At 41.2% G+C, this 21,736-nt stretch carries 27 protein-coding genes; 16 read left to right on the plus strand and 11 right to left on the minus strand.

The window, feature by feature from the left end; translation table 11 throughout:
* Positions 1-18 precede the first annotated feature (18 nt).
* The 11 genes from QNM18_RS03470 to QNM18_RS03520 all read left to right on the plus strand — a co-directional run bounded on the left by QNM18_RS03470 (position 19) and on the right by QNM18_RS03520 (position 4,178).
* Positions 19-309 carry a hypothetical protein gene (locus QNM18_RS03470; protein ID WP_284136354.1) on the plus strand — a complete coding sequence of 97 codons (291 nt, stop codon included), beginning with the start codon at positions 19-21 and terminating at the stop codon, positions 307-309.
* Positions 310-399: 90 nt separating this feature from the next.
* Positions 400-696, plus strand: a complete 297-nt coding sequence (locus tag QNM18_RS03475) for a hypothetical protein (RefSeq protein ID WP_284136355.1) — start codon at positions 400-402, stop codon at positions 694-696.
* A gap of 90 nt (positions 697-786) precedes the next feature.
* On the plus strand, positions 787-1,074 hold the full coding sequence (locus tag QNM18_RS03480) for a hypothetical protein (RefSeq protein WP_211009166.1): 288 nt from the start codon (positions 787-789) through the stop codon (positions 1,072-1,074).
* Between the two features lie 42 nt (positions 1,075-1,116).
* Complete coding sequence (locus QNM18_RS03485; protein ID WP_211009165.1) at positions 1,117-1,407, plus strand: hypothetical protein; 291 nt, start codon at positions 1,117-1,119, stop codon at positions 1,405-1,407.
* A 59-nt stretch (positions 1,408-1,466) separates the two neighbouring features.
* Positions 1,467-1,760 (plus strand): hypothetical protein, encoded by a 294-nt coding sequence (locus QNM18_RS03490; RefSeq protein ID WP_211009164.1) that lies wholly within the window; start codon positions 1,467-1,469, stop codon positions 1,758-1,760.
* A gap of 111 nt (positions 1,761-1,871) precedes the next feature.
* Complete coding sequence (locus QNM18_RS03495; protein WP_284136356.1) at positions 1,872-2,189, plus strand: hypothetical protein; 318 nt, start codon at positions 1,872-1,874, stop codon at positions 2,187-2,189.
* Positions 2,190-2,249: 60 nt separating this feature from the next.
* A complete protein-coding gene (locus QNM18_RS03500; protein ID WP_284136357.1) occupies positions 2,250-2,531 on the plus strand; it encodes a hypothetical protein in 282 nt (93 codons plus the stop codon).
* Between the two features lie 34 nt (positions 2,532-2,565).
* Positions 2,566-2,886: a hypothetical protein gene (locus QNM18_RS03505; protein WP_211009161.1), complete on the plus strand. Its 321-nt coding sequence runs from the start codon at positions 2,566-2,568 to the stop codon at positions 2,884-2,886.
* A 40-nt stretch (positions 2,887-2,926) separates the two neighbouring features.
* The gene (locus QNM18_RS03510) at positions 2,927-3,202 is read left to right on the plus strand and encodes a hypothetical protein (protein ID WP_211009160.1); all 276 of its coding nucleotides are present in this window, start codon (positions 2,927-2,929) and stop codon (positions 3,200-3,202) included.
* Between the two features lie 224 nt (positions 3,203-3,426).
* The gene (locus tag QNM18_RS03515) at positions 3,427-3,729 is read left to right on the plus strand and encodes a hypothetical protein (protein ID WP_211009159.1); all 303 of its coding nucleotides are present in this window, start codon (positions 3,427-3,429) and stop codon (positions 3,727-3,729) included.
* 56 nt (positions 3,730-3,785) lie between these two features.
* Positions 3,786-4,178, plus strand: coding sequence for a nuclear transport factor 2 family protein (locus tag QNM18_RS03520; protein ID WP_284136358.1), 393 nt, complete (start codon positions 3,786-3,788; stop codon positions 4,176-4,178).
* 57 nt (positions 4,179-4,235) lie between these two features.
* On the opposite strand, the gene QNM18_RS03525 is transcribed toward QNM18_RS03520, so the two are convergent.
* From QNM18_RS03525 to QNM18_RS03540, 4 genes are all read right to left on the minus strand, one after another.
* The gene (locus QNM18_RS03525) at positions 4,236-5,210 is read right to left on the minus strand and encodes a glutathione S-transferase family protein (RefSeq protein ID WP_284136359.1); all 975 of its coding nucleotides are present in this window, start codon (positions 5,208-5,210) and stop codon (positions 4,236-4,238) included.
* Between the two features lie 136 nt (positions 5,211-5,346).
* Positions 5,347-5,766, minus strand: coding sequence for a DoxX family protein (locus QNM18_RS03530; RefSeq protein WP_211009156.1), 420 nt, complete (start codon positions 5,764-5,766; stop codon positions 5,347-5,349).
* 213 nt (positions 5,767-5,979) lie between these two features.
* Positions 5,980-6,696 carry a hypothetical protein gene (locus QNM18_RS03535; RefSeq protein ID WP_284136360.1) on the minus strand — a complete coding sequence of 239 codons (717 nt, stop codon included), beginning with the start codon at positions 6,694-6,696 and terminating at the stop codon, positions 5,980-5,982.
* A 212-nt stretch (positions 6,697-6,908) separates the two neighbouring features.
* The gene (locus QNM18_RS03540) at positions 6,909-7,829 is read right to left on the minus strand and encodes a hydrogen peroxide-inducible genes activator (RefSeq protein ID WP_211009154.1); all 921 of its coding nucleotides are present in this window, start codon (positions 7,827-7,829) and stop codon (positions 6,909-6,911) included.
* Between the two features lie 337 nt (positions 7,830-8,166).
* On the opposite strand from QNM18_RS03540, the gene katG reads away from it, so the two are divergent.
* Positions 8,167-10,341, plus strand: a complete 2,175-nt coding sequence (katG, locus tag QNM18_RS03545; RefSeq protein WP_417714769.1) for a catalase/peroxidase HPI — start codon at positions 8,167-8,169, stop codon at positions 10,339-10,341.
* Between the two features lie 115 nt (positions 10,342-10,456).
* Here katG and QNM18_RS03550 read toward each other — a convergent pair whose 3' ends face one another.
* A complete protein-coding gene (locus QNM18_RS03550; RefSeq protein WP_211009152.1) occupies positions 10,457-10,960 on the minus strand; it encodes an RNA methyltransferase in 504 nt (167 codons plus the stop codon).
* A gap of 388 nt (positions 10,961-11,348) precedes the next feature.
* On the opposite strand from QNM18_RS03550, the gene QNM18_RS03555 reads away from it, so the two are divergent.
* Positions 11,349-11,516: a hypothetical protein gene (locus QNM18_RS03555; RefSeq protein ID WP_023400499.1), complete on the plus strand. Its 168-nt coding sequence runs from the start codon at positions 11,349-11,351 to the stop codon at positions 11,514-11,516.
* A 65-nt stretch (positions 11,517-11,581) separates the two neighbouring features.
* Here QNM18_RS03555 and QNM18_RS03560 read toward each other — a convergent pair whose 3' ends face one another.
* The 4 genes from QNM18_RS03560 to QNM18_RS03575 form a co-directional block, all read right to left on the minus strand.
* A complete protein-coding gene (locus QNM18_RS03560) occupies positions 11,582-12,106 on the minus strand; it encodes a GNAT family N-acetyltransferase (RefSeq protein ID WP_211009151.1) in 525 nt (174 codons plus the stop codon).
* Between the two features lie 64 nt (positions 12,107-12,170).
* On the minus strand, positions 12,171-12,617 hold the full coding sequence (locus tag QNM18_RS03565; RefSeq protein ID WP_284136362.1) for a methyltransferase family protein: 447 nt from the start codon (positions 12,615-12,617) through the stop codon (positions 12,171-12,173).
* Positions 12,618-12,677: 60 nt separating this feature from the next.
* Positions 12,678-13,271 (minus strand): Crp/Fnr family transcriptional regulator, encoded by a 594-nt coding sequence (locus tag QNM18_RS03570; RefSeq protein WP_284136363.1) that lies wholly within the window; start codon positions 13,269-13,271, stop codon positions 12,678-12,680.
* An 11-nt stretch (positions 13,272-13,282) separates the two neighbouring features.
* Positions 13,283-13,735 carry a GNAT family N-acetyltransferase gene (locus tag QNM18_RS03575; protein WP_284136364.1) on the minus strand — a complete coding sequence of 151 codons (453 nt, stop codon included), beginning with the start codon at positions 13,733-13,735 and terminating at the stop codon, positions 13,283-13,285.
* 383 nt (positions 13,736-14,118) lie between these two features.
* On the opposite strand from QNM18_RS03575, the gene QNM18_RS03580 reads away from it, so the two are divergent.
* The 3 genes from QNM18_RS03580 (at position 14,119) to QNM18_RS03590 (ending at position 19,961) form a co-directional block, all read left to right on the plus strand.
* Positions 14,119-17,490 carry a methyl-accepting chemotaxis protein gene (locus QNM18_RS03580; RefSeq protein ID WP_284136365.1) on the plus strand — a complete coding sequence of 1,124 codons (3,372 nt, stop codon included), beginning with the start codon at positions 14,119-14,121 and terminating at the stop codon, positions 17,488-17,490.
* 149 nt (positions 17,491-17,639) lie between these two features.
* Entirely contained in the window at positions 17,640-18,806 is a 1,167-nt protein-coding gene (locus QNM18_RS03585; RefSeq protein WP_284136366.1) for a MerR family transcriptional regulator, read from the plus strand.
* A gap of 351 nt (positions 18,807-19,157) precedes the next feature.
* Positions 19,158-19,961, plus strand: coding sequence for a class I SAM-dependent methyltransferase (locus QNM18_RS03590; RefSeq protein ID WP_284136367.1), 804 nt, complete (start codon positions 19,158-19,160; stop codon positions 19,959-19,961).
* Between the two features lie 94 nt (positions 19,962-20,055).
* Here the strand turns inward: QNM18_RS03590 and QNM18_RS03595 are convergent, their stop codons facing one another.
* Entirely contained in the window at positions 20,056-20,403 is a 348-nt protein-coding gene (locus tag QNM18_RS03595; RefSeq protein ID WP_211009144.1) for a hypothetical protein, read from the minus strand.
* A 268-nt stretch (positions 20,404-20,671) separates the two neighbouring features.
* Positions 20,672-21,289, minus strand: a complete 618-nt coding sequence (locus QNM18_RS03600; RefSeq protein WP_284136368.1) for a DsbA family protein — start codon at positions 21,287-21,289, stop codon at positions 20,672-20,674.
* Between the last annotated feature and the right edge of the window lie 447 nt (positions 21,290-21,736).

A 21,736-nucleotide genomic window follows, 5' to 3' on the forward strand; every position in this document is an offset into this window, starting at 1 on the left:
AAAAACAAGGAAATTATCATGATGGTAAAAACACTGGCACTTGCAGGAGTATTATCCTTGCTGTCCTTCGAATCTGTCGCAGTCATGGACTTGGCTGCTTATGAACATCGCGCTCGAATTGACTCAGGAATTGGAGGGCGATGTAACAACAAGCCAATCCCTTTCCAAGAATTGGCAATGCGCATAGATTGGGCATTTAACCGAGGACTAATTACTGAAAGAGCGGCTTATTGGGGTAAAGCCTATGGCTACTACCCTGTTATAGATATTTTTAACTTTAATATAGGCGCAATTTGTAGTGGTAGATAAGGCTTAAATTAATAGCCCTATAAAGGTGCATATATAAGTATTTAAAAAATAATCTCCAATTACTAAATGTTAATAAATAAGGAAATTATCATGATGATAAAAACTCTTGCATTCGCAGGCGCATTGTCTCTGCTGTCATTCGAATCTGCCGCAATGATGGACTTAGCAGCTTATAAGAGCCGCGCTCAGGTAGACTCAGAAATAAGAGGGCGGTGTGTATATAGCCCTCTCCCATACCATGAAATGGTAAGGCGCATTGATTGGGCAGTTAATCAGGGGCTAATTACCAAAAGAGCCGCGGATTGGGGTAAGGCCTATAGCTACTACCCTGTTATTGATTTTTTTAGCTTTACTATAGGCGCAGTTTGCAGTGGAAGCGGCAGGTAGATAAGGCTGAAGTCAATTTTACCTTTAATCGTATGCGCCTTGGTAAATAAAACTAAGGCGGTAATATCAAACCTTAAATGGGAGTGTTCCATGTCATTTAAATCACTTACCTTTGCAGGCGCTATCGCTTTACTGTCATTTGACTCTAATGCGGCGATCAGCATGGCTGCCTATGAAGCTATGGCGCAAAGAGATGCACAAGCTGCAGGTCGCTGTACCTCAAAACCTACATCATACACTGAAGTCAAAGCTCGAATAGATTTCGCACTTGGGATGGGACTTATTACTCAACGAGCTTCATTTTGGGCAAAAGCATATAGCTACTACCCTGTTGTGGACACTTATACTCGGTCAGTTTTGGCAATATGCCGTGGTTAAGCTCAGGACTCAAGCGTAAATTGCTAAAAAGAGGATAGAAATTTGATTTATAGAACTATCGCTTTCTCAGCGCTATTGTCATTACTTTCGTTTGATGCTTCTGCTGCTATGGGGTTAGCTCAATATCGCGCCTTTGCCCTTGAAGGTAACGGTCCACCAGGAACGTGTTATGCAGGACCTATTTCATTTCAAGAATTAGCGAGACGAATTGACGATGCACATAACAGGGGCTTAATTACTGAAAGAGCAGCCTATTGGGGCAAGGCTTACAGCTTCTACCCTTTAATTGACCCTAACTCAGGCAGAATTAACGCCATTTGCAGAGGCATCTAATCAAAAATATCAGCGCTTTTATTTATTCTGGATCGTTTAAACTACATAAGGAAATCACTATGAACATCAAACAGCTCACCTTTGCAAGTGTGTTTTCTATACTTTCATTTGAATCATTTGCATCAATGAACATATCTGAATATCAGTATCGTGCCATTATAGGCAGTCAGCCTCACTCGCGCTGCAATACCTTCCCAGCCCCCTCAAATTGGCAGCAATATATTGATGAAGCACTGTATCGAGGGCTTATTACAACACGTGCCGCCAATTGGGGAAGGGCCAATGGTTTTTACCCTATCATCGATATGTTTTGGCAAGACGTCCGCGCAGTTTGCTCTGCTGGCAAACCTTAACAGCAAGGCTACATGACAATAGCATTCTAATTGAAGCGGAATTAAACACTTACTATTTAAATTTGGATCCCATAACAAGTTAAATACACTACACAATATAAAGGATTTATTATGACTTTTAAGACGCTCGCATCAGCAGGAGCACTCTCTTTGTTTACATTTGAATCAGCTGCTGCATTGTCGCTAGATGAATATATCGAGCGGGCAACTTCATATGAAGAAAGATACCAATGTTGGGAGGCTCGCTATATGCGACCCCGAAAAATAGAAGAGATTAGACTGCGTAATGAGTTTGCTCGTGACCAAGGGCTAATCACTGAGCAATCTTCTCAATGGGGTATAAGAAATGGATTCTATCCAATAGTCGATTTCTTCTCTCGAGATAGAATTCACCTGATATGTTATATCTCGCACTCAAAACCGATTTAATTAAAACTATTCGCCTCTGTTGGGTTATTGTCTTTGTTATCAAGTGGCGTGCTTGCCGCAATGACATTTGAACAATATCGAGCAAGAGCCGAACAAGATAGTATGGTTCGCTGTTACGCTAGACCACCAAGCTATGAGCGGGTCAAGTTTTATATCGATTACGCATATCAGCAAGGTTTGATCACTGAAAGAGCATCATACTGGGGCAAAGCATTTGGTTATTACCCCGTTATTGATTATTTTTCCGGTCAAATTTCAGCCATTTTCAGTATTAATCTTGACTCGTATACAAACAAAATTAGCACATACAAATCATTCTCAAAAAATAAGTTAATTCAATAAGGAAATTCAAATGTACTTTAAAACACTTTTATTTGTGGCATCACTCGCGATGCCTGCGGCTGCTTCTACCACCCCCATGACATTGGATGAATACATCGCAATGCCAGCAGCTACCTCTGCCACTCCCATGACATTGGATGAATACATCGCGCATGCGAGTTCAATTCACGCTATAAAATGTAAACTGCGAAGACCGGGCGCACCTGTTGGACCTTCAGAGGTCATATTCCGCAATAATTTTGCCCGTGACAGAGGTCTCATCACGGATGCCGCGGCGCAATGGGGCTCAAGTAACGGATACTATCCTGTGATTGACGCCTTTGTATTTATCATTTCGGGTATTTGCAAGGCCTAACCCAGCTAATTGACAACTCAAAACGAATAAGGACACCATCATGATAAGTAAAAAAGTACTATGTGCAGTCAGCCTCACTTTATTGTCATTTAACTCACTGGCAGTAATGGACTTAGCCGAGTACCAACATCGTGCGTACACAGAGACAGGGCGCTGTGTAGTAGACTATCCGAACTACTTGCTAGCAATAAATTATGCGCAGCAAAATGGTTTGATAACAGCAAGCGCGGCTCGGTGGGCTAGAGCAACTGGTTATTATCCTGTGATCGGTTTTTGGGATAGAAGAATACACGGGGTTTGTCGTCAAAAAATATAAAGCTATTTGTAAGATAAGCCGCAACTAAAGTTTTAACTTGCGGCTTATTAACTGGCTCCAAAAACCCAAGAATGCGCCAATATAATGCTGTATACAGCACACAATTACTCAAGAAAAATAAGAATCTGGTGAATAAAACAGCCCTTCCTGATTGATAAAACTACTAACCCTGTATATTTTTTGATTTAATCAAATAAATCAAACGGCATATTAGCGAGCGACATATGATAAGAAATTTAGCAGTTAAAGAAAAAGTTGCATCATTAGTATGGTTGGTATTTGCTCTCATTATTCTCTTGAGTGGAATTTACGATTTTATCATCGTTGCAAGTCAACCTCTTGAAATGCTCAAATCTTGTGGGGCCTTTGTGCTTTTGCTCGGTTTCGCTCTGCAACCGAAAATACTCTTTACGCCACTTAAAGAGTCATGGAAAGGAAACGTAGACGGCTTGGTCAATATTAAGATTATAAATAGCATGTATTTCGTGGGAGTTTTTATCTTTCTGCTCGCCCTGGGACTAGAATAACCATGCGCCCCCTTCACCATAACATGTAAAATTTACAGCAAACACGTAGGCTTATTATGGGCAATAATCTAGTACAACACATATTGCAGGCTGAAGAGGCATTAAAAATAGCTATGCAAAAATCAGACATCGCCGCTCTGGACAGTTTATTGAGCGACCAACTCATTTTTACCAACCACCTTGGACAGAGGCTGTCAAAAAATGATGATTTAGATTTACATCGATCTGGTTTACTGAATATAAACTCTATCGATTTATATAACCTTGATTTAATAACTCAACAAGAAACATGTGTTGTACACACGTTCGCCTCTATTACAGGCACGTATAGCGGTCAAAATGCAGATGGTCACTTTGCATTTTCTCGGGTTTGGGCAAAACACGGCGATAAATGGCAAGTTATATCGGCACAGTCAACCTTGTTAGCTCAAAAGGATATCAACAATTAAAAGGGCCTGAACTGGCCCTTAGCTTTGCATCACTAACTTTCTGAAGCAACAGCGGCGCTATGACGCTCTGTTGTGCCTAGTACTGTAATCAATATCGGGCCCCTGTGGCACTACTTGTGTTGGGTTGATCATTGTATGGCTAAAATAGTAGTGACGCTTGATGTGATAGAAATCGACTGTCTTAGCCACACCCGAATATTGAAAAAGCGCTCTAATATAGTTCGACAAGTTCGGGTAGCTCTCAATTGTGCGCTTGTTGCACTTAAAATGGCCAACATAAACCGCATCAAAACGAATTAATGTCGTAAATAAGCGCCAATCTGCTTCTGTTAATGTATCGCCGACTAGGTACTGGTTTTCACTTAATAAATGCTCCACTTTATCAAGTGCATTGAACAACTGACCGAAGGCTTGTTCATACGCTTCTTGACTGGTTGCAAAACCTGTACGATAGACGCCATTGTTAATATTTTCGTAAATGAAGGCGTTTATCTCATCAATTGAATTTCGCAGATGCTGAGGATAAAAGTCTAGCGCATTGCCCGTTAAATGATTGAAAGCGTCATTAAACATACGGATAATTTCAGAGGATTCGTTACTGACAATACGCTGTTGGTACTTATCCCAAAGAACAGGCACAGTCACTCGACCAGTGTAATCCGCTTTGTTTTTTGAGTATAACTGGTGCATAAATTCACTATCGTATAGCGCGTCGCCTGTGCTGCTTGCAGCTTTATCAAAAGTCCAGCCATTCTCAAGCATGTCAGGACTCACTATAGACACGTCTATATACTCTTCTAGGCCCTTAATAGTCCTAAAAATTAACGTTCGATGCGCCCAAGGACATGCCAACGAAACGTACAAATGGTATCGGCCCTTTTGCGCCATGAAACCACCTTCGCCACTTAGACCGGGTTCACCATCAGGTGTAATCCAGTTTCGTAGCTGTGCAGCTTCACGCTTAAACTCTCCATTACTTGATTTTGTGTCATACCATTTATCATGCCATTGTCCGTTTACTAATAAACCCATTGCTTTGCTCCTAATATACTCTTCAACACCCACTGGTAATCTACATATATTGCTAAAAATACTATGCCACGTTCACAAATTTAAATTACCAACATAACCTTAAGTATCAAGGGCCATTGAGTTGGCCCTACTCGTATCATTTAGCGTTTGCTAACTTATAATCGACACTAAAACGACCAGCACCAGCAGATGCCAAGGCTAGAAAGCCACCAGCCATTGCAATATTTTTAAAAAACATAAAAAACTGCATTTGATCGGCAAGATTATTATGAAATAGCAACGCGCTCACTACACAAAACCCAGCAAAGGCTAAAGCTGTCAGTTGTGTTAGCGCTCCAGCTAGAATAAATAAACCACCAATCAACTCAAACACAATCACCAGTGGAAGTAAAAACTCAGGCAAACCACCTGATGCAAGATACTGTGCGTTGCCATCAAAGTATTGGATTTTGTTCAGGCCAGCTAAGATAAATATGACTGATAAACCAATGCGACCTAATAAGCTGGCGGTATTGGATAAACTATCGTTGTTTGAAATGATATTCACTAAATTCATTGTATTGCTCCTAAGCTTAAATTTTTTCATCTGGCATAACTGCCTTACTTGCAAACAAGTTTACTATCTTTTTTTAGGAATAAAATTAGCCATATTAGAGTTGAACATTCTATTTTTAAGAATTTAATTTAAAGGTGCGCAAAAAAGCGGCACAAGCCGCTTTGTTAGGTAATCACTTTTAAAGTGCGGGGTATCGAGACACAGGCGATAGTGCTATTTTGCAGGGGTTACGTTGAACGATTTAATATTACCTTCATTCTCAGAAGTCGTTGTAATATAAGCTAAATGAATATCTCCAGCTTGTGGAGACAGTGTAATTTTGGCTATTGGTGTATCAGTGTTTGCACCTTGGCCTGCTTTGACGACAATCAATTCATTTAAATCAATCGATAAATCTACAAACTCGGTTGCCTCGCCATACTCCAGATCTTCCACGAGTTTTTGGTCTCCCATATACACATCAACCTTGCCCATATCAGCCACATAAGTATGAACAACAATGACGCGGTATTTACTCGTCGCTATTTCTCCATCATAGATTTTAACTGCATCTAACTGCGCAGCCTGTGCCGAGTCGTTATCCAAGCGACCATAGCTGTATACTACATAGTCACCATGTTTAGAAAAACGGAACCGCGTAGATTCAATCGCAGTCTCTTTTGAATTACCTTTGACTGCATAAAATGAAAACACGTCTCCATCCGTATTATCCTGGATTAAGAGCTTTTCAGCCGACTTATCGCCAAACAACATTCCATTGCCATTAGATAAAGACATTTCATCTCGCTCTTTATCAAACTGCCAATAAACATCGATTTCACTATTGACCAAATTGATCGCACTTACATCGGCGGTGTAGGTATCATCATTACTACACCCGGCTAAAACCGATACTGCAATTGATAGTACTAAACTGTTGATTAACTTCACTATACTCTCCTCCAATAGGCTTTGAGTCAGAGTATATTGGCAACAATCCAAGCGAGTTGTTATTGAGTGTTACTTTTCCATACTTTGATGTAGCTAGGCGTTACCAATAAGCTAAATGCGTAACAACCAGTTAGTACACAACAAGAATCATTTCATCAGCGCATCACACAAATTCGGGGGCAACGACTAAAACGAGGCCTAAACAACAGGTTTTATATACCGCAATAGCTCATTACACAATGCTTGCTAAGTTCCTTTTCAAACAGCTTTTGAAGTATCGTGATATCGTTTGTTCGAACATAGTTAGGCCTCACAACCATCGCAATCGTGCGATGTGGCCCAGGCTCATTGAGATGCAGTGCAACTAGCTCTGACTCTCCTTTGACTAGCTGGTCTAGTGCCATTTGAGGCACTAAAGTCGTGCCAATCTTGCCTGCAACCATCTGAATGAGCGTATGTAAGCTTGTACTATCAAATGAGGTATCTTTCTGGTCTTGCGGTAAATTGCACGCGCTCAACGCATGGTCTTTTAAACAGTGCCCATCTTTGAGCAACATCAATTTTGCGATATCGAATTGCTCACTGGTGATCTCTTGCAGCCTTGCGCCACTTTCATCTTTGTGGCTCACCCAATAAAAATCTTCTTGCCAAAAGTTAAAAGCCATTAACCCGTCAATCTGGTATGGCAAAGCGAGAATAGCCGCATCCAACTCACCCTGACGTAACATATCAGTTAATACATGGGACTGTTCTTCTATGATTTTCAACTTAAATTCAGGGTATTGTCGCCGAACTTCTGGGAGGACTTTTGGTAGTAAAAAAGGTCCAATTGTTGGGATCACACCTATTTTCATGGACCGAGACAACGGTGAATTATTCAATTGCGATAACATCATAAACTCGTCTACTTCGAGCTTTATTTTACGCGCTTTATCTAAGAGCAGTTGCCCCTGCTGTGTCACGAAAACATGTTTATTATTGCGCTCAAAAATCACTGTGCCCAATTGTTTTTCCAGTTCATGGATCGCAGTACTGAGCGTAGATTGTGAAACGTGGCATGCATCTGCTGCTTTTTTAAAATGCAGTGTTTTCTCAACAGCCAGTGCATAGACAATTTGTTTTATAGAAACCATTATTACGTTCTTTTTTATTGATTATTTTGACTAGTTTAATCAATAAATTCATATATGCACCCGCCAAAATGAACACTTTTCAATCAAAACTATAAAGACAAAACGATGTATAAAAAATAAAACTATAAGATTCAAAGAGATAAACTCATTCTATTGAACACTCTTTAAACATTCTAAAAAACTGATAACTATCTTTAAGTTATTCAATTTTTCAATTGTTAGCTGTCCACTTAGGCTCTAAAAGGTCACCACTTAGAACCGTTTGGCGGGTCTAAATAACCCTTTTGGAGCTTAATTTATGCGTACTCAATTGATCACACTTGCAACAGGTATCGCGATGGCAATTGCAAACACAGCCACCGCCTCCACTGCTGCAACTCAAATAAAAACAAATCAGTTCTGGTGGCCTGAGCAGTTGGACCTCAGCCCACTTCGACAACATGGCATCAAATCCAACCCGTATGGTGAAAACTATGATTACAGAAAGGAATTTATCAAGCTCGACCTAACGCAGGTGAAAGCCGATATCAAAGCAACCCTAACTGACTCGCAAGATTGGTGGCCAGCAGACTGGGGACACTATGGCCCTTTAATGATCCGTATGGCTTGGCACAGTGCTGGTGTGTACCGCGTGCATGATGGTCGTGGCGGAGCTGCTGGCGGACAGCAACGTTTTAACCCACTTAATAGCTGGCCTGATAATGCCAACTTAGACAAAGCAAGGCGCTTACTGTGGCCTGTTAAACAAAAGTATGGAAAACAGCTTTCATGGGCTGATTTAATGGTCCTGTCCGGTAATGTTGCGCTCGAATCTATGGGCTTTAAAACTATCGGATTTGCTGGCGGACGAAGCGATGATTGGGAACCTGATCTAGTTTACTGGGGTCCAGAAACCACGTTCTTAGTGGATGAGCGGCGCGACAAAAAAGGCAAACTCAAAGGTCCACTGGCAGCCGTCGAAATGGGGTTGATTTACGTGAATCCACAAGGCCCACATGGCAAACCCGACCCTCTGTTAGCTGCCGCAGATATTCGCCTATCGTTTGGCCGCATGGCGATGAACGATGAAGAAATTGTCGCATTGATTGCCGGAGGCCATACCTTTGGCAAGGCCCATGGGGCCAAAAAACCTAACGATTGTATTGGTAAAGAGCCGGCCGCCGCCCCAACAGAGCAACAAGGGTTCGGTTGGAAAAATAAATGTGGTTCCGGTAAAGGTGCTGATACCAGTACCAGCGGCTTTGAAGGTGCATGGACAGTCACTCCTACACAGTGGTCAACCAATTATTTGGACAACCTCATGAATTTTAACTGGGTGCAAACAACCAGCCCTGCTGGTGCAATTCAGTGGATCCCTGACAACCCAGCAGCTGCCAACCTAGTACCTGATGCACATATCAAAAATAAACGCAGCGCACCGATAATGTTCACCACAGATCTCGCCTTGAAAGAAGATCCTGCATTTCGTCAAATTATCGAAAAATTCCGTACTGATCCTAAAGAGTATGAACTGGCCTTTGCTAAGGCGTGGTTTAAGCTCACACACCGAGATATGGGACCAAGAGCTCGCTATTTGGGCAGCGAAATTCCTCAAGTTGCTCTTACGTGGCAAGACCCAATCCCTCCTCATGAAGGAGACATTATCACGCCAAAAGATATTGAGGCCTTGAAAACCGCCATCAAACGAACCGGATTACCCAACTCGGATCTAATAGAAACCGCTTGGGCAGCAGCGTCGAGCCATCGAATAACAGATATGCGAGGCGGAGCTAATGGCGCACGGATCCAACTTGCGCCACAAAATCACTGGGCCGTCAACAACCCTCTACAACTGAAAAAGGTGCTCGCAAAATTAAAGCAAGTCAAAACTCAATTTAACAAACGTGTAAGCCGCCAAGTCTCTCTAGCTGATGTGATTGTCCTTGCTGGCGCGACTGGACTTGAAAATGCACTTAACAAAGCGGGGCTGTCTGTATCCGTGCCATTTATTCCCGGCAGAACCGATGCAACACAGCGCCAAACAGACATAGAGTCGTTCAATTATTTAGAGCCAAAAGCCGATGCATTCAGGAACTACTATCACAGCGATGCATATATGTCGCCAACAAAAATGCTCGTCGATAAAGCCAATATGCTAGGTTTGTCAGTCCCGGAGATGACTGTACTTTTAGGTGGCATGCGTGTACTTGAAACAAACACCGACAACTCTAAAACAGGTGTGCTTACCACCACCCCTGGCAGCTTAGACAATGCATTTTTCGTAAACTTGTTAGATATGCGTACCAAGTGGCAGAAATCTAAATCACAACCGGGGATTTATCTGGGTTTTGATAGAAAAACGGGTAAGCAACAATGGCAGGCGAGTTCTGTTGATTTAATTTTTGGTTCTAACTCTGAATTAAGAGCCATCGCTGAGGTATACGCATCTGACGATGCCAAACAAAAATTCGCCAATGACTTTGTCAAAGTTTGGGTTAAAGTTATGCGCTTAGACAGGTTTGACCTCGGATAAATATACACAAGCCGCGTCATTGCGCGGCTTTTACTGCTGCCTATTAACTATCATTGCAGCAAACAAACATACGACACTCAATTTATCTGCTCAATAACGCCCTTCACATTCGGAATTACCCTACCGTTAGGCGGTTATTGGTATCTCGGCTTGCTAAAATCTGGTTTTTATCAAAGTTTGTCGAGCGCTTCGCCATACGATCATACAACAAGACATTAACAGTTGCTGCCAAATTCATACACCCCGTTGTAGGTACATAAACGACTGCATCTGCTGCATCAACAATATTTTGTGGCAAGCTGCCATCCTCAGGGCCGAAAACATAAAGCGCGTTTTCAGGGTGGATAAATTGAGGTAATGGCGTCGCGCCTTCAACTAGCTCGACACACACAAGTGCTCTGCCTGCTATTTTTAAGCTTGTAAGATCGTCTACTTGTTGGATTGGGATATTGTCGGCAATATTTTTCGTATCCGTATGGTACTTGGCAGCTTTTGCGTATCGGTTACCATTAAAATATACAGCATTTGCATCATAACACCCTGCGGCACGCAGCACTCCTCCAACATTGGTAGGCGATTTAGGGTTTACTAATCCAATCGCTGCAAACGACTCACTCATACTATTTAACTCTCTACAAACGGCAGAAATACTACCAATAAATTTGACGGGCGATTGTATCACGAGCGCTATATCGTGTCAGTCGGATGAAATATTTCAATTATGCCTATATGGAAATAAACTGTAACAATTAGGAAAATAACTTCTCATCAATTGCCGCTAATCAATACAATCAATTGTTCAATAAAAAGAAAGTATATAAAACAATTCATTAAGAGCGTCCATAAAAAAATCAGCAAATACACATATTTTTACAGATGACTTCAAATAGATTATTCACTCCCCAAATACCCAATGAATGTAACAGTTCATGTATTTGCATTGAATCAAGCTTAAGTATTCGTTAGCTTTGTAAAGGTACAATTTAGTACAAATCAAGGAGATACAAATGAAATTAACAATGAAAAAAAACGCATTAAAAAACCTTTCTAATAACCGTCCTTTGGACAAAGACCTTACACCTAATGTTGCTGGCGGAAAGCCTCAAGTAGAAACACGCGCTGCATGTCGCTCTATTTGGGCATGTACTCATCCGCAAGCTTGTATACCGCAATAGTGCTATGATCAATTAAGTAATAAACAAGCGACCTGTTGAGCTCAAGGTCGCTTTGTTCACTCCTGTTAGACTGTTCCGAGGAAAGCAGAGCGGTTGAGCGAATACACATGCTCATCAAAAAAGCACTGCTGATGTTTGGCCGTTTTCTTGCTCACCTGCTTTAACTTAAACCCCGCTTTTTCCATAACGCGGATGGATGCTTTGTTAGGGGCTGAAACGGGATTACTCAATTCAACTACGTCCGATTCGTTAAATACTATGGTTGAAAACATCACTACCGCCTGTGTTGCTATCCCCATTCCCCAGAATTCATGGCCAACCCAATATCCAATCTCTGCACTAGCTCGCAGCATATCACCTTCAGGAAGATACACCCCAATTACGCCACAGAACTGGCCATCGACCTCTATTGCCCGGTTTATTGCATTTTGCTCGCACCCAACTTCCAACCACCAGCTAGCGTCTTGCTGCGTATAAGGTTGCGGGATCCTATCTGATAAATATTGTATCACCTGTGCGTCATTCAGGTGGCGTACCAAGTATATTTGGTCTGTCTTTTTTAATTTTCTCAATGTTACTACGTGCTTCATTACCCTTATTGAGCTGTCACTTCACAGTGACCACCCTACTCCCTCATAATTTCCGATTATATTTTTACAGCCAACGCCTTACTTGAGCGCAGTATAGTACGTACTCTTTATCAAACTTCTTATGCATAGCATGCTCCTCAAAGCGGATATACCAACAATCTGTGATCACAACAAATAAAAGTAATGGGAGCTGAAATAATAAACTGGCTCCCATCAAAATATTAAAACCCAGCAAAGATACTGCAAACCCTAAATACATAGGGTTTCTAGAGTATTGAAATGCGCCGTGTGTGACAAGCTGGTTTGGTTCGTTAAAAGTCAGTACATTCGCCTTCAACTGAGAAAAGGTTTTTTTCGCTAGGCTGGACAATACAATGCCTAAAACAGCAATAGGTAAGCCAATTAAATTGTATGGATAAGATACTAAAGGCGCAGAAGAAAACAACCAGCTGGTCATTCCCATCGCTGCTAGAGTAATAAGATATAAGTGCGGTGGCAGTAGTTTTCGCATGTCATGCTTCCTGTCGATAAAAGCACAACAATAATTTGTTGCCCCACATATTGCCTTAACTTAAGTTAAGCCCATCTTTTTTCTAATTCGAGACAAGCTCACATCCGTAATACCAAGGTACATAGCAACTTGATTGAGCGCAATATTTTCGCTTTCGCTGCCAAAATCCATTAGGAATTGTTCGTATCGTTGCTGCGCATCCAATAACAGAAAACTGGCTTCACGACGCTCTTTCTTAAGCGCTAATCGCTCGTAAAGCCTTCGTACAAATCGACCCCAGTTGGGATTATCTTCTGCGAGGGCTACGAGTTCGTCGTATCGTATTGATGCTATTTTACATTGAGTTAGCGCCTGGGCATAAAATGGACTCGGGCTACTATCTACAAGCGACCCAATGCTAGTGAATGCACCACCTTGCTTCACTAAAGACTTATTGAACTCCTTTCCGTCACGGTCTAAGTAGTAATAACGGCCAAGACCAGATAATACAAAATGCACTTCTGTTACAATATCCTGACTAACAAAAACGTGCGCCTCTGACTCAAACGTTTTAAATGAAAACAAATCAAGTGCCAACTCTATTTCATACTCATTAAACTGAACGATTGGCATTAATAGCTGCGTTAACAACAGCCTAATTTCTTGCTCATCCATAAGATCGCCATTTATGAATTTTCACTGTTTTTGACGAACAATAGTGTCTCGTGCTCGTATATTTCATTGCACCAATGGTGTTTACTTAATACGATATCAGGCACTTGTTGTTCACCAGCCTCTACAGGCATAAACCCAAATTTTCCATAAAATTTAGCAAGATGGGCAAATGGTAAACAATACACACTGGCATATTGTGAAGCATTGTCGACCAAAAATGCCACCAACTTAGCAGCCACCCCCACACCTCTAAAGTCTGGATTTACATACATCCCCCCTAATTCCGCAGCATGCTCTGTAATTTGTTGAACTCGCCCAACTCCTACTTTTTGACCTTCAATAAGCGCGATTGCAATAACATCGCTGTCGATACTGGATAATTTAAACCCGACTCGTTGATATTGATCATTTACCCAGTGGATTTCGTCGTCCTTTGCCAGCCTAATTGTCACTATACTACTCACAGCGTGTTTGCTCCTGAAACAAATACATATACGATTTGATATCATACGCTTAATTTAAATACCAGAAATTCAAGGTAACAGCCTATTACACTGCATCTTAATTTCTTCCTTCCTATCAAAAATACGAAGTTGCTAAGCTCAGTGTCACCACTTAATGCTAATCTAGATTTAAACTGCCAACTCTCTCGACTGAACAGTTTACTTCAATAAAATCAGATTCTTATTCAGAAATTTCAATTCTTTGAGCACTCTATTCTGGGCTATATCCCAGCCAACTGGTCACTTCTATTGTCAATAATAAAACGCATTGCGATTTAGCTTCTATACTTGAGTTCAGGACTTTTTTATTTCACGCAACTCCTGCGGTATAAGGGAATTTTAATATGGCTAATTCCATACATTTCAATATCATTTCTACACTGCGCGCGAAGCTAATAGCTGCTTTTTCAGCCTTAATGATCACGTTAGCCGTGATTGGCTTTATTTCCTACTTTGCTCTCAAAATAGCATCCGATGGTTTTAAAGATTATCGAGAGCTTGCTCGAGACAGCAATCTTGCAGGTATTTTGCAATCTAACATGCTGATGGTTCGCATGAATGTGAAAGACTTTTTGCTCACTGGTAGCGAAAAAGACATACAACAATATGACGAATATTTTAATCAAGTAGAGAGCCTACTTGATGATGCAACACGAGAAATCAACAAACCTGAACGCGCTCAGATGGTACGCGAGCTCATCGCCAAAATCGCGGTGTATAACGAAACGTTCGATTTGATTAAATCTTATCGAGTACAACGTAATGATTTGGTATTCAATAAGTTGAACGTAATTGGTCCGCAAATGGAAAGGGAACTGACCAAGTTAATGTTTAGTGCATCGGAAAGCAATAACACCCAGCTAGCTTACTTAACCGGCGTCGCCATGCGGAATTTACTGCTGGGGAGGCTATATGTCATTAAATATCTCGAGAGCAACGATGAGAGCGCTGATCAACGGGTTAAACAAGAATTTAGCGCTTTTGAGCAACAAATGGATTTGATAGAGCAGCTTACAAATACGGCAGCCAATCGTGACATAATCGACCGAGTGAGAGGTTTAGAAGCACAATACAAAGAAGCATATTTGAGTGTTCACGATATCATTGTAGATCGCAACGATAAGGTAACCAATACCTTAGATATGCTCGGTCCTAAGTTTGCTAAGTTGGTTGATGATCTAAAACTCTCGGTGAAGACAGATCAAGACCAACTTGGGCCTAGACTTAAAGATGAAAACGAGTCAGCTGTTGGCAATATCCTCGTTACCTTTGTGATTGCATTGGTGCTGAGTGGATGCATTGTGTTTGTACTAACACGAAATGTCATGGCTCAGCTGGGCAAGGACCCGAGTGAGCTTGAAAAAGTGGCACTCGCCATTTCTCGCGGTGACCTTGATGAACAATACGATGGACGCACGCCAAAAGGTGTTTTCAAATCTATGATGGCAATGCGAGAGAGCCTGCGCCAAATACGAGAAAAAGAACGTGAAGAAAAACGAATTGCGAGTACAAATGCCCGTATCAAAAGCGCGCTAGACAATGCCAGTGCCTGTGTAATGATAACCGATACAAACAATCAGGTGATCTATTTAAATGATGCCATTTACGCCATGTTTGATGTTGCCAGTACCGATATTTGTTCTGTTCATGCACAATTTGACAGTAAGTTGCTGCTTAACCACCCGCTCAGTCAATCTTTGCCTGACTTCTCTGAGGTAGAAGACGCTGTACAGCACCTAAGCGATAGCTACAACGCTGAATTGAATATCGCAGGCAGAACATTCGACATTGTAGCAAGTCCTGTAATCGTAGATGGTAACGTCGTAGGCCTTGTATACGAGTGGGAAGACAAAACTAAGTGGCTTGCCAACGAAAAAGAAAAAGCTCAAATCGCGTCAGAAAATGCGCGTGTAAAATACGCCCTCGATGGCTCGTCAGGCCAAGTGATGATAACTGACGATACATATCAAGTAATTTACTTAAATAGTTCTTTAGAACAAATGTTTAGAGCTGCTGAAAAAGACATTGAAAGCGAACTCGTTGGCTTTGATCCTGAGTCCATAAAACACAACCCAATAGACCATTACTTTGCACACTTTACAAATTTATTGGCTGAATTTGACAACTTGACCACTAGCCACCAAAGCGAGTTTGTTATCGCAGGACGTACCTTCAGCATTGTCGCCAGCCCAGTAAAAGTTGAGGGAGAACGTGTCGGTACCGTTATCGAGTGGCAAGATAAAACCCAGTGGTTAGCTCTTGAGCGCGAAAAGTCTCGGATTGCCTCCGAAAACGCTCGGGTCAAATATGCACTCGATAGCGTTTCTGGCAACGTCATGATCGCAGATCCAGAACTCAATATCATATATGCCAACAACGCACTGCAAAATATGATGTCAGAATCTGAACGAGATATTAAACAGCACGTGGGTGTATTTGAGGCGAACAATCTAATCGGTTTTGCAATCCATGACTTTTACCTAGAGCCAGAACAGCAACGCCTAGTTTTTGAAAACCTGCAAGATACACATCGCAGTGTTGAGCATATCGGCGATAAAGTCTTTGCCCTCACAGCAAACCCTATCTCAGTAGATGGCAAACGCATCGGGACAGTACTGGAGTGGGTTGACCGCACCGCCGAGGTAAATATTGAAAAAGAAATAGATGAGATCGTGCAAGCTGCATCTCAGGGGGATTTAAGTAAAAAAATTGATCCAACAGGTAAGTCAGGTTTCTTTGGTAACTTAAGTCAGGGGCTTAACGACCTACTCGGCACGGTAGAGGTGGCTTTGGACGATGTCATGCACATGCTCGGCGCCCTTGCCCATGGCGATTTAAGTAAACGTATCACCAATCAGTATCAAGGTAAATTTGGTAAACTCAAAGAAGATACTAACACCACTGCAGACAAGCTCACAGAAATTATATCTAGTATTCGCTCGTCCGCTGGTAGTATTTCTCAGAGCGCCAATGAGATTGCACAAGGTAATATGGACTTAAGCCAACGTACCGAAGAACAGGCCTCAAGCCTTGAAGAAACTTCATCCAGTATGGAAGCCATGACCGACAGTGTGAAACAAAGCAGTAAACGGGCAGAAAACGCCAATGAGCTCTCCCTTGATGCCGAGCGCCGAGCTGAGCAAGGCGGTCAAGTCGTCAATATGGCTGTAACGGCAATGAAAGAAATTAATGACTCTAGTAAAGAGATCTCTGAAATTATTGGTGTGATAGATGAAATTGCTTTCCAAACAAATCTATTGGCGCTGAACGCCGCGGTAGAAGCCGCAAGAGCTGGTGAGCAGGGCCGAGGTTTTGCAGTGGTTGCAGGGGAAGTTAGAAACCTTGCACAGCGCTCTTCTGAAGCGGCAAAAGAGATCAAGGATTTGATCAGAGACAGCCAAACCAAAGTTGAAGAAGGTACTTCATTGGTCAATAAATCGGGGGAAACCCTGCTAGAAATTGTTGAAGCGACTTCAAAAGTGCGCGCTATGATGCAAGATTTAACCGAATCATCAAAACAGCAATCTGAAGGTATAGTTCAGGTCAATAGTGCGATCACACAGATGGATGAAATGACTCAACAAAATGCGGCGCTGGTTGAACAAGCAACCGCTGCCGGTCAATCGATGGCAGACCAAGCCAATAGCATGAATGGCACAATGGACTTTTTTAATATTGAACAAAGCGGCACAGGCCTAAAAACCTTAGCTTCTTAAACGCATAAACAAATATAAGGGGCAATTAAGCCCCTTTTTATTTTTGACATTTTCACCAAACATCATTCAAACATATTATTTGCCAATTGACCTGTCTATCGCTTTATACTTTAAACTAAGCGCAGTTGAATATAGATAGGCAAGCATACGTGTATAAGATTTCAGAACTCGCAAAGTCCGTGGGGCTTTCTCGCACTGCAATACTTTACTATGAAAAGCAGCAACTGCTCTGTGCAAAACGACTTAGCAACGGCTATCGAGTCTATTCTGACAAAGATGTCCAACGGGTGCGGTTAATTCAAAAACTACTCGCAGGCGGTTTAACGATCAAAGAGTGTAAAGCTTGCCTTGATGCCAAAATTAACAGCCAATTATTACGAGACCGATTAGCGACTTTACAAAGCGAGATACAGCAAAAGCAACAAGCTCATGACTTACTCCTCGCTATATTAGGTGATACTCCACAACAAGGTTGGCATGAAGAATTGAGCGCTATCGCGCCAGATGCCCACCTCAGCTGGCTCATAAATCAAGGTTTCAGTGAAAAAGAAGCACTCAGACTAAAATGGTTATCAAAAGATATGAATGAACATGACGTATATATGGCTGATTTTATGACTGTATTTTCAGGTCTCTCTCGCTGGGCTCCTGGCAGTGATGAAGATACACTCAAAGCTTTATCTTTTGTCCCCTCCGAGCTCACCACTATCCTAGACATTGGTTGTGGAAAAGGGTATGCAACTGAACTATTAATAAAACATACGCAAGCACAAGTTATCGCTGTCGACAATGAGCAGCCCGCCCTCAACACATTATCACAGCGTATTAAGCATCAAGGCTTTACCCATAGATTACAAACCCAGTGTATTAGCATGACAGAACTCAAGTTTGCGACCGAGAGTATTGATTTAATTTGGTCCGAAGGCAGCGCGTATATTATGGGCGTTGAGAACGCGTTAAAACAGTGGAAGCCATTTATTGCTCAGCACGGCGCTTTGGTATTCAGTGATTTAGTTTGGAAAGTTGATACACCAAGTCGTGACGCATTGGAATATTGGTCAAAAGCTTACCCTGATATGCAGAATGTTGAAACGCGGTTAGCGCAAATTAGCAAAGCAGGATATAAACTTACAACACACTTTGAGCAGAGCAATCAAGCTTGGGAGAACTATTACGCCCCCTTACAAAGCCGTGTCTCCGCACTTAAAAAAGATCTGCCCAACTCAGCAGCGCTTCGCGATATAGATGAAGAAGTGAATTTATGCACTCAATACGCCAATGAATTTGGTTATCACTTGTTTATTTTGAAAATCTAGATGCTTACCTAACTAAGGTAGCTTAGGTTATTGGCTTTGTGTTAAAGAACGCCTTTATAAAACCATTTAAAACAAACAGTTACCGCTATACTTCGACAAACTAGAACTTTTAAAACATGAAGTACAATGTTCACACTCACAAAGTTTTTGATAACAGCTCTTTTACTAAGATGCTCAAATAAGCGTATCCATACTTTTGTACAAACCAGCCTATAAAATAGAAAAATATAAATTACATCATCCTAAGTGATTAGAATCAATTAGCACCTTCTTTGTCCGAATTAACATCCCAAATCAACTCATCTTTTATCACTTAATAAAACAAATACCATGTTAGAAAAGGAGAATTTAATGAGTCAATGTATTTGGAGTAAAAGCGCAGAGCAATATGCCAAATCGGCCCCTAAAATTAGCTTTTATCGAGATACGGCCAAGTTCAGCGCTGAAATCTTGGACAAGTATGATTATAAAAACTTTGTAGATTTAGGCTGTGGCTCCTCTAATTTAATTGCAAATGCCCTTTTAAGGGGAAAACCGCATAGACAACTAACTTGCACGGATGCCGCCACAGGTATGATAGAGGTCGCAAAACGCCATAACATCCATCCAAATGCAAAGTACCTTGCTGTTAACTCTGAACATATTCAATTCGAGTCAAATTCACAGTGCTGCTTTTTGGCCAACTCTGCATTTTGGATGTTTGATTTTGAAGACACGCTTTCACGCATTCGAGCTCAATTGAAATGTAATGGCGGGTTGCTTGTGAACTTTTCAGAATGGGATCTACAAGATGGCACGCAAGATAAATTAAGGTACCAGTTGATAGATCAACAACTAGCACTTGGTGGCTTTTCAAATAAAGTCCACCGAGGTGCTGCGAAAAAGTACTGCCAAAACAAGCTTATTGATATTATCAAAAGCCATGGTTTTAGCGTACCAGAAGTGCTCACTAAGCGGGTAATCGTCACTAAAACTGACTGGATAGAGTTTTATAAAATCCCAGCTATTGCGAACAAAAGCCTCCCCCACCTAACTCTCACCGACGCGCAAAGAACTCTACACCTCGCGATGAAGGCACTCCCCGATGATTACCAACATACAATGCAATGGTTGTATATTAAGGCCATAAAAATGCCTAGGGCTTTATCAAAATAAAACACGCTTGAATTAGTGATTGGGGCCGCAGCAACAAGTTTACTGCTTTTAATACAAAAAGGTGCATCATCACGCACCTTTTAAATATTCAATATTAGTACTTAGTGATAGCTAGTAGCGCGTTTTCACTTTCGCCATCATGGCACTTGCGGCTACCGCTGTCGCGGTTTTCTACAACTAGCGTGTACTTAACTTGGTTTTCTTTAGATTGACGCACAGCTTCTAAAACAGGCCCTAGTAAATATGTTTGCTCTGGGTAGATAATAACCGGCTCTAGTTCGAAACCACCATCTGAATAGCGAGAGTATCGAACCTCATAAGTGTTATTTCCTTTTGAGAAAACATTTTTTACATAACCTGAGCAATTAAATACAACAGCTGCTTGAGATTGAGCTGCAAAAAGTACTGCCGCAACAGATAGAGCTTTAATATAGCTTTTCATTTCTTTTTCCTTAAGTTGTCAGTTTTATCGCCTTTCCAGCGACAGCCTAATTTAAGTTTTTGAAATGAAAGCATTATTACAGCATTTATAAAAATAGAAGAAATAAAACTTAATTACTCTTATCAGATAGTTATCTGACATTAAAATAAAATAAGCATTAACTATTTAAAAGAAAAATTTTAAAAGTTAGGTTTTAACACTTAATGGGTGCTATTTTTCAAACTAGATATGCCAAATAGTTCTTTGCGTCTTAGCACGATTTTTACGATTAGATCCCCGCAATCACCTTGTTGAAACGTTCATCCAAATCTTCAGCTTGGCAAAAGCCAATTGCTAAGGGAAATAGTTGATTGGCATCAGAGATATAAAATAAAGCAGGAAAGCCACTCACTTGTAGTTGACGCGTAATATCTAAGTGCTGCTGCAGCTGGGACTCGGTTTCATTCGAATTCAATACTGCCAAAAATTGAGACTTCTCAAGTCCCAGTGAGTTTGCACATGCCACAAGCGTTTCTTCTAGAGAAGGGTTCTGTGCTTGCTGATAGTATGCAGATTGGATCGCCCTAACCATAAGTTGCGCACATTTATCTTTTAAACTCTGTGCCGCGATGACTGCACGACATGCATGGTAAGTAGATCGATAAGGCGTGTTTAGTTCCCAATAGTCATGATTAAATGTCACCTGAGTCCGCTGCTCTATTTGATGCCAGTATGAAGCAATTGTTTGCATTAAACTTGGTTCCATTGGCTGCTTATTATCAGGAGCGAGCCCTCCCATAACCCAATCAACCTCTACTGAAGGGTGTTTGGACAAAAACTCTTCCAACTCAGGCTGAAACCCATAACACCATGCACACATCGGATCCAGAACATATAAAAATCGCATTATTCCCCTTCTAAAACTCACCCAACTTTTCATTGGAAATGTTCAATTCACTCAATTTAACACAACACATGCAAAGATTGATATTGTTTGAATGATACATAAAAATCAAAGCTAGAATAGCCTTATAACCTGCTTGATAATTGGTAAGATATCAATATGGTTTAATTTGCCGCTGGTCAACGAACAACATCTCCTTTAAAAGCCCACCGAATTTTTTCATGTTACTTGCTTCCTCGCCCCTGATACAGAGTTATGTTACTAAGGATAACTATTTAAGAATGTATTGATTAACTTACTCGCACTACCTTTCACTATTAACGACGCAGTATAAAAAAGCTAGATAACTTACGAGCTTATTAATTAATTTATATTATTCAACCTTCATTTAAAAACTAGAACACCATCAACTTTAAAACCATACTCAGGCATTAGGAAAATAACCATACA

The organism is Pseudoalteromonas obscura (assembly GCF_030135505.1).
In the GTDB taxonomy this organism is placed as follows: domain Bacteria; phylum Pseudomonadota; class Gammaproteobacteria; order Enterobacterales; family Alteromonadaceae; genus Pseudoalteromonas; species Pseudoalteromonas obscura.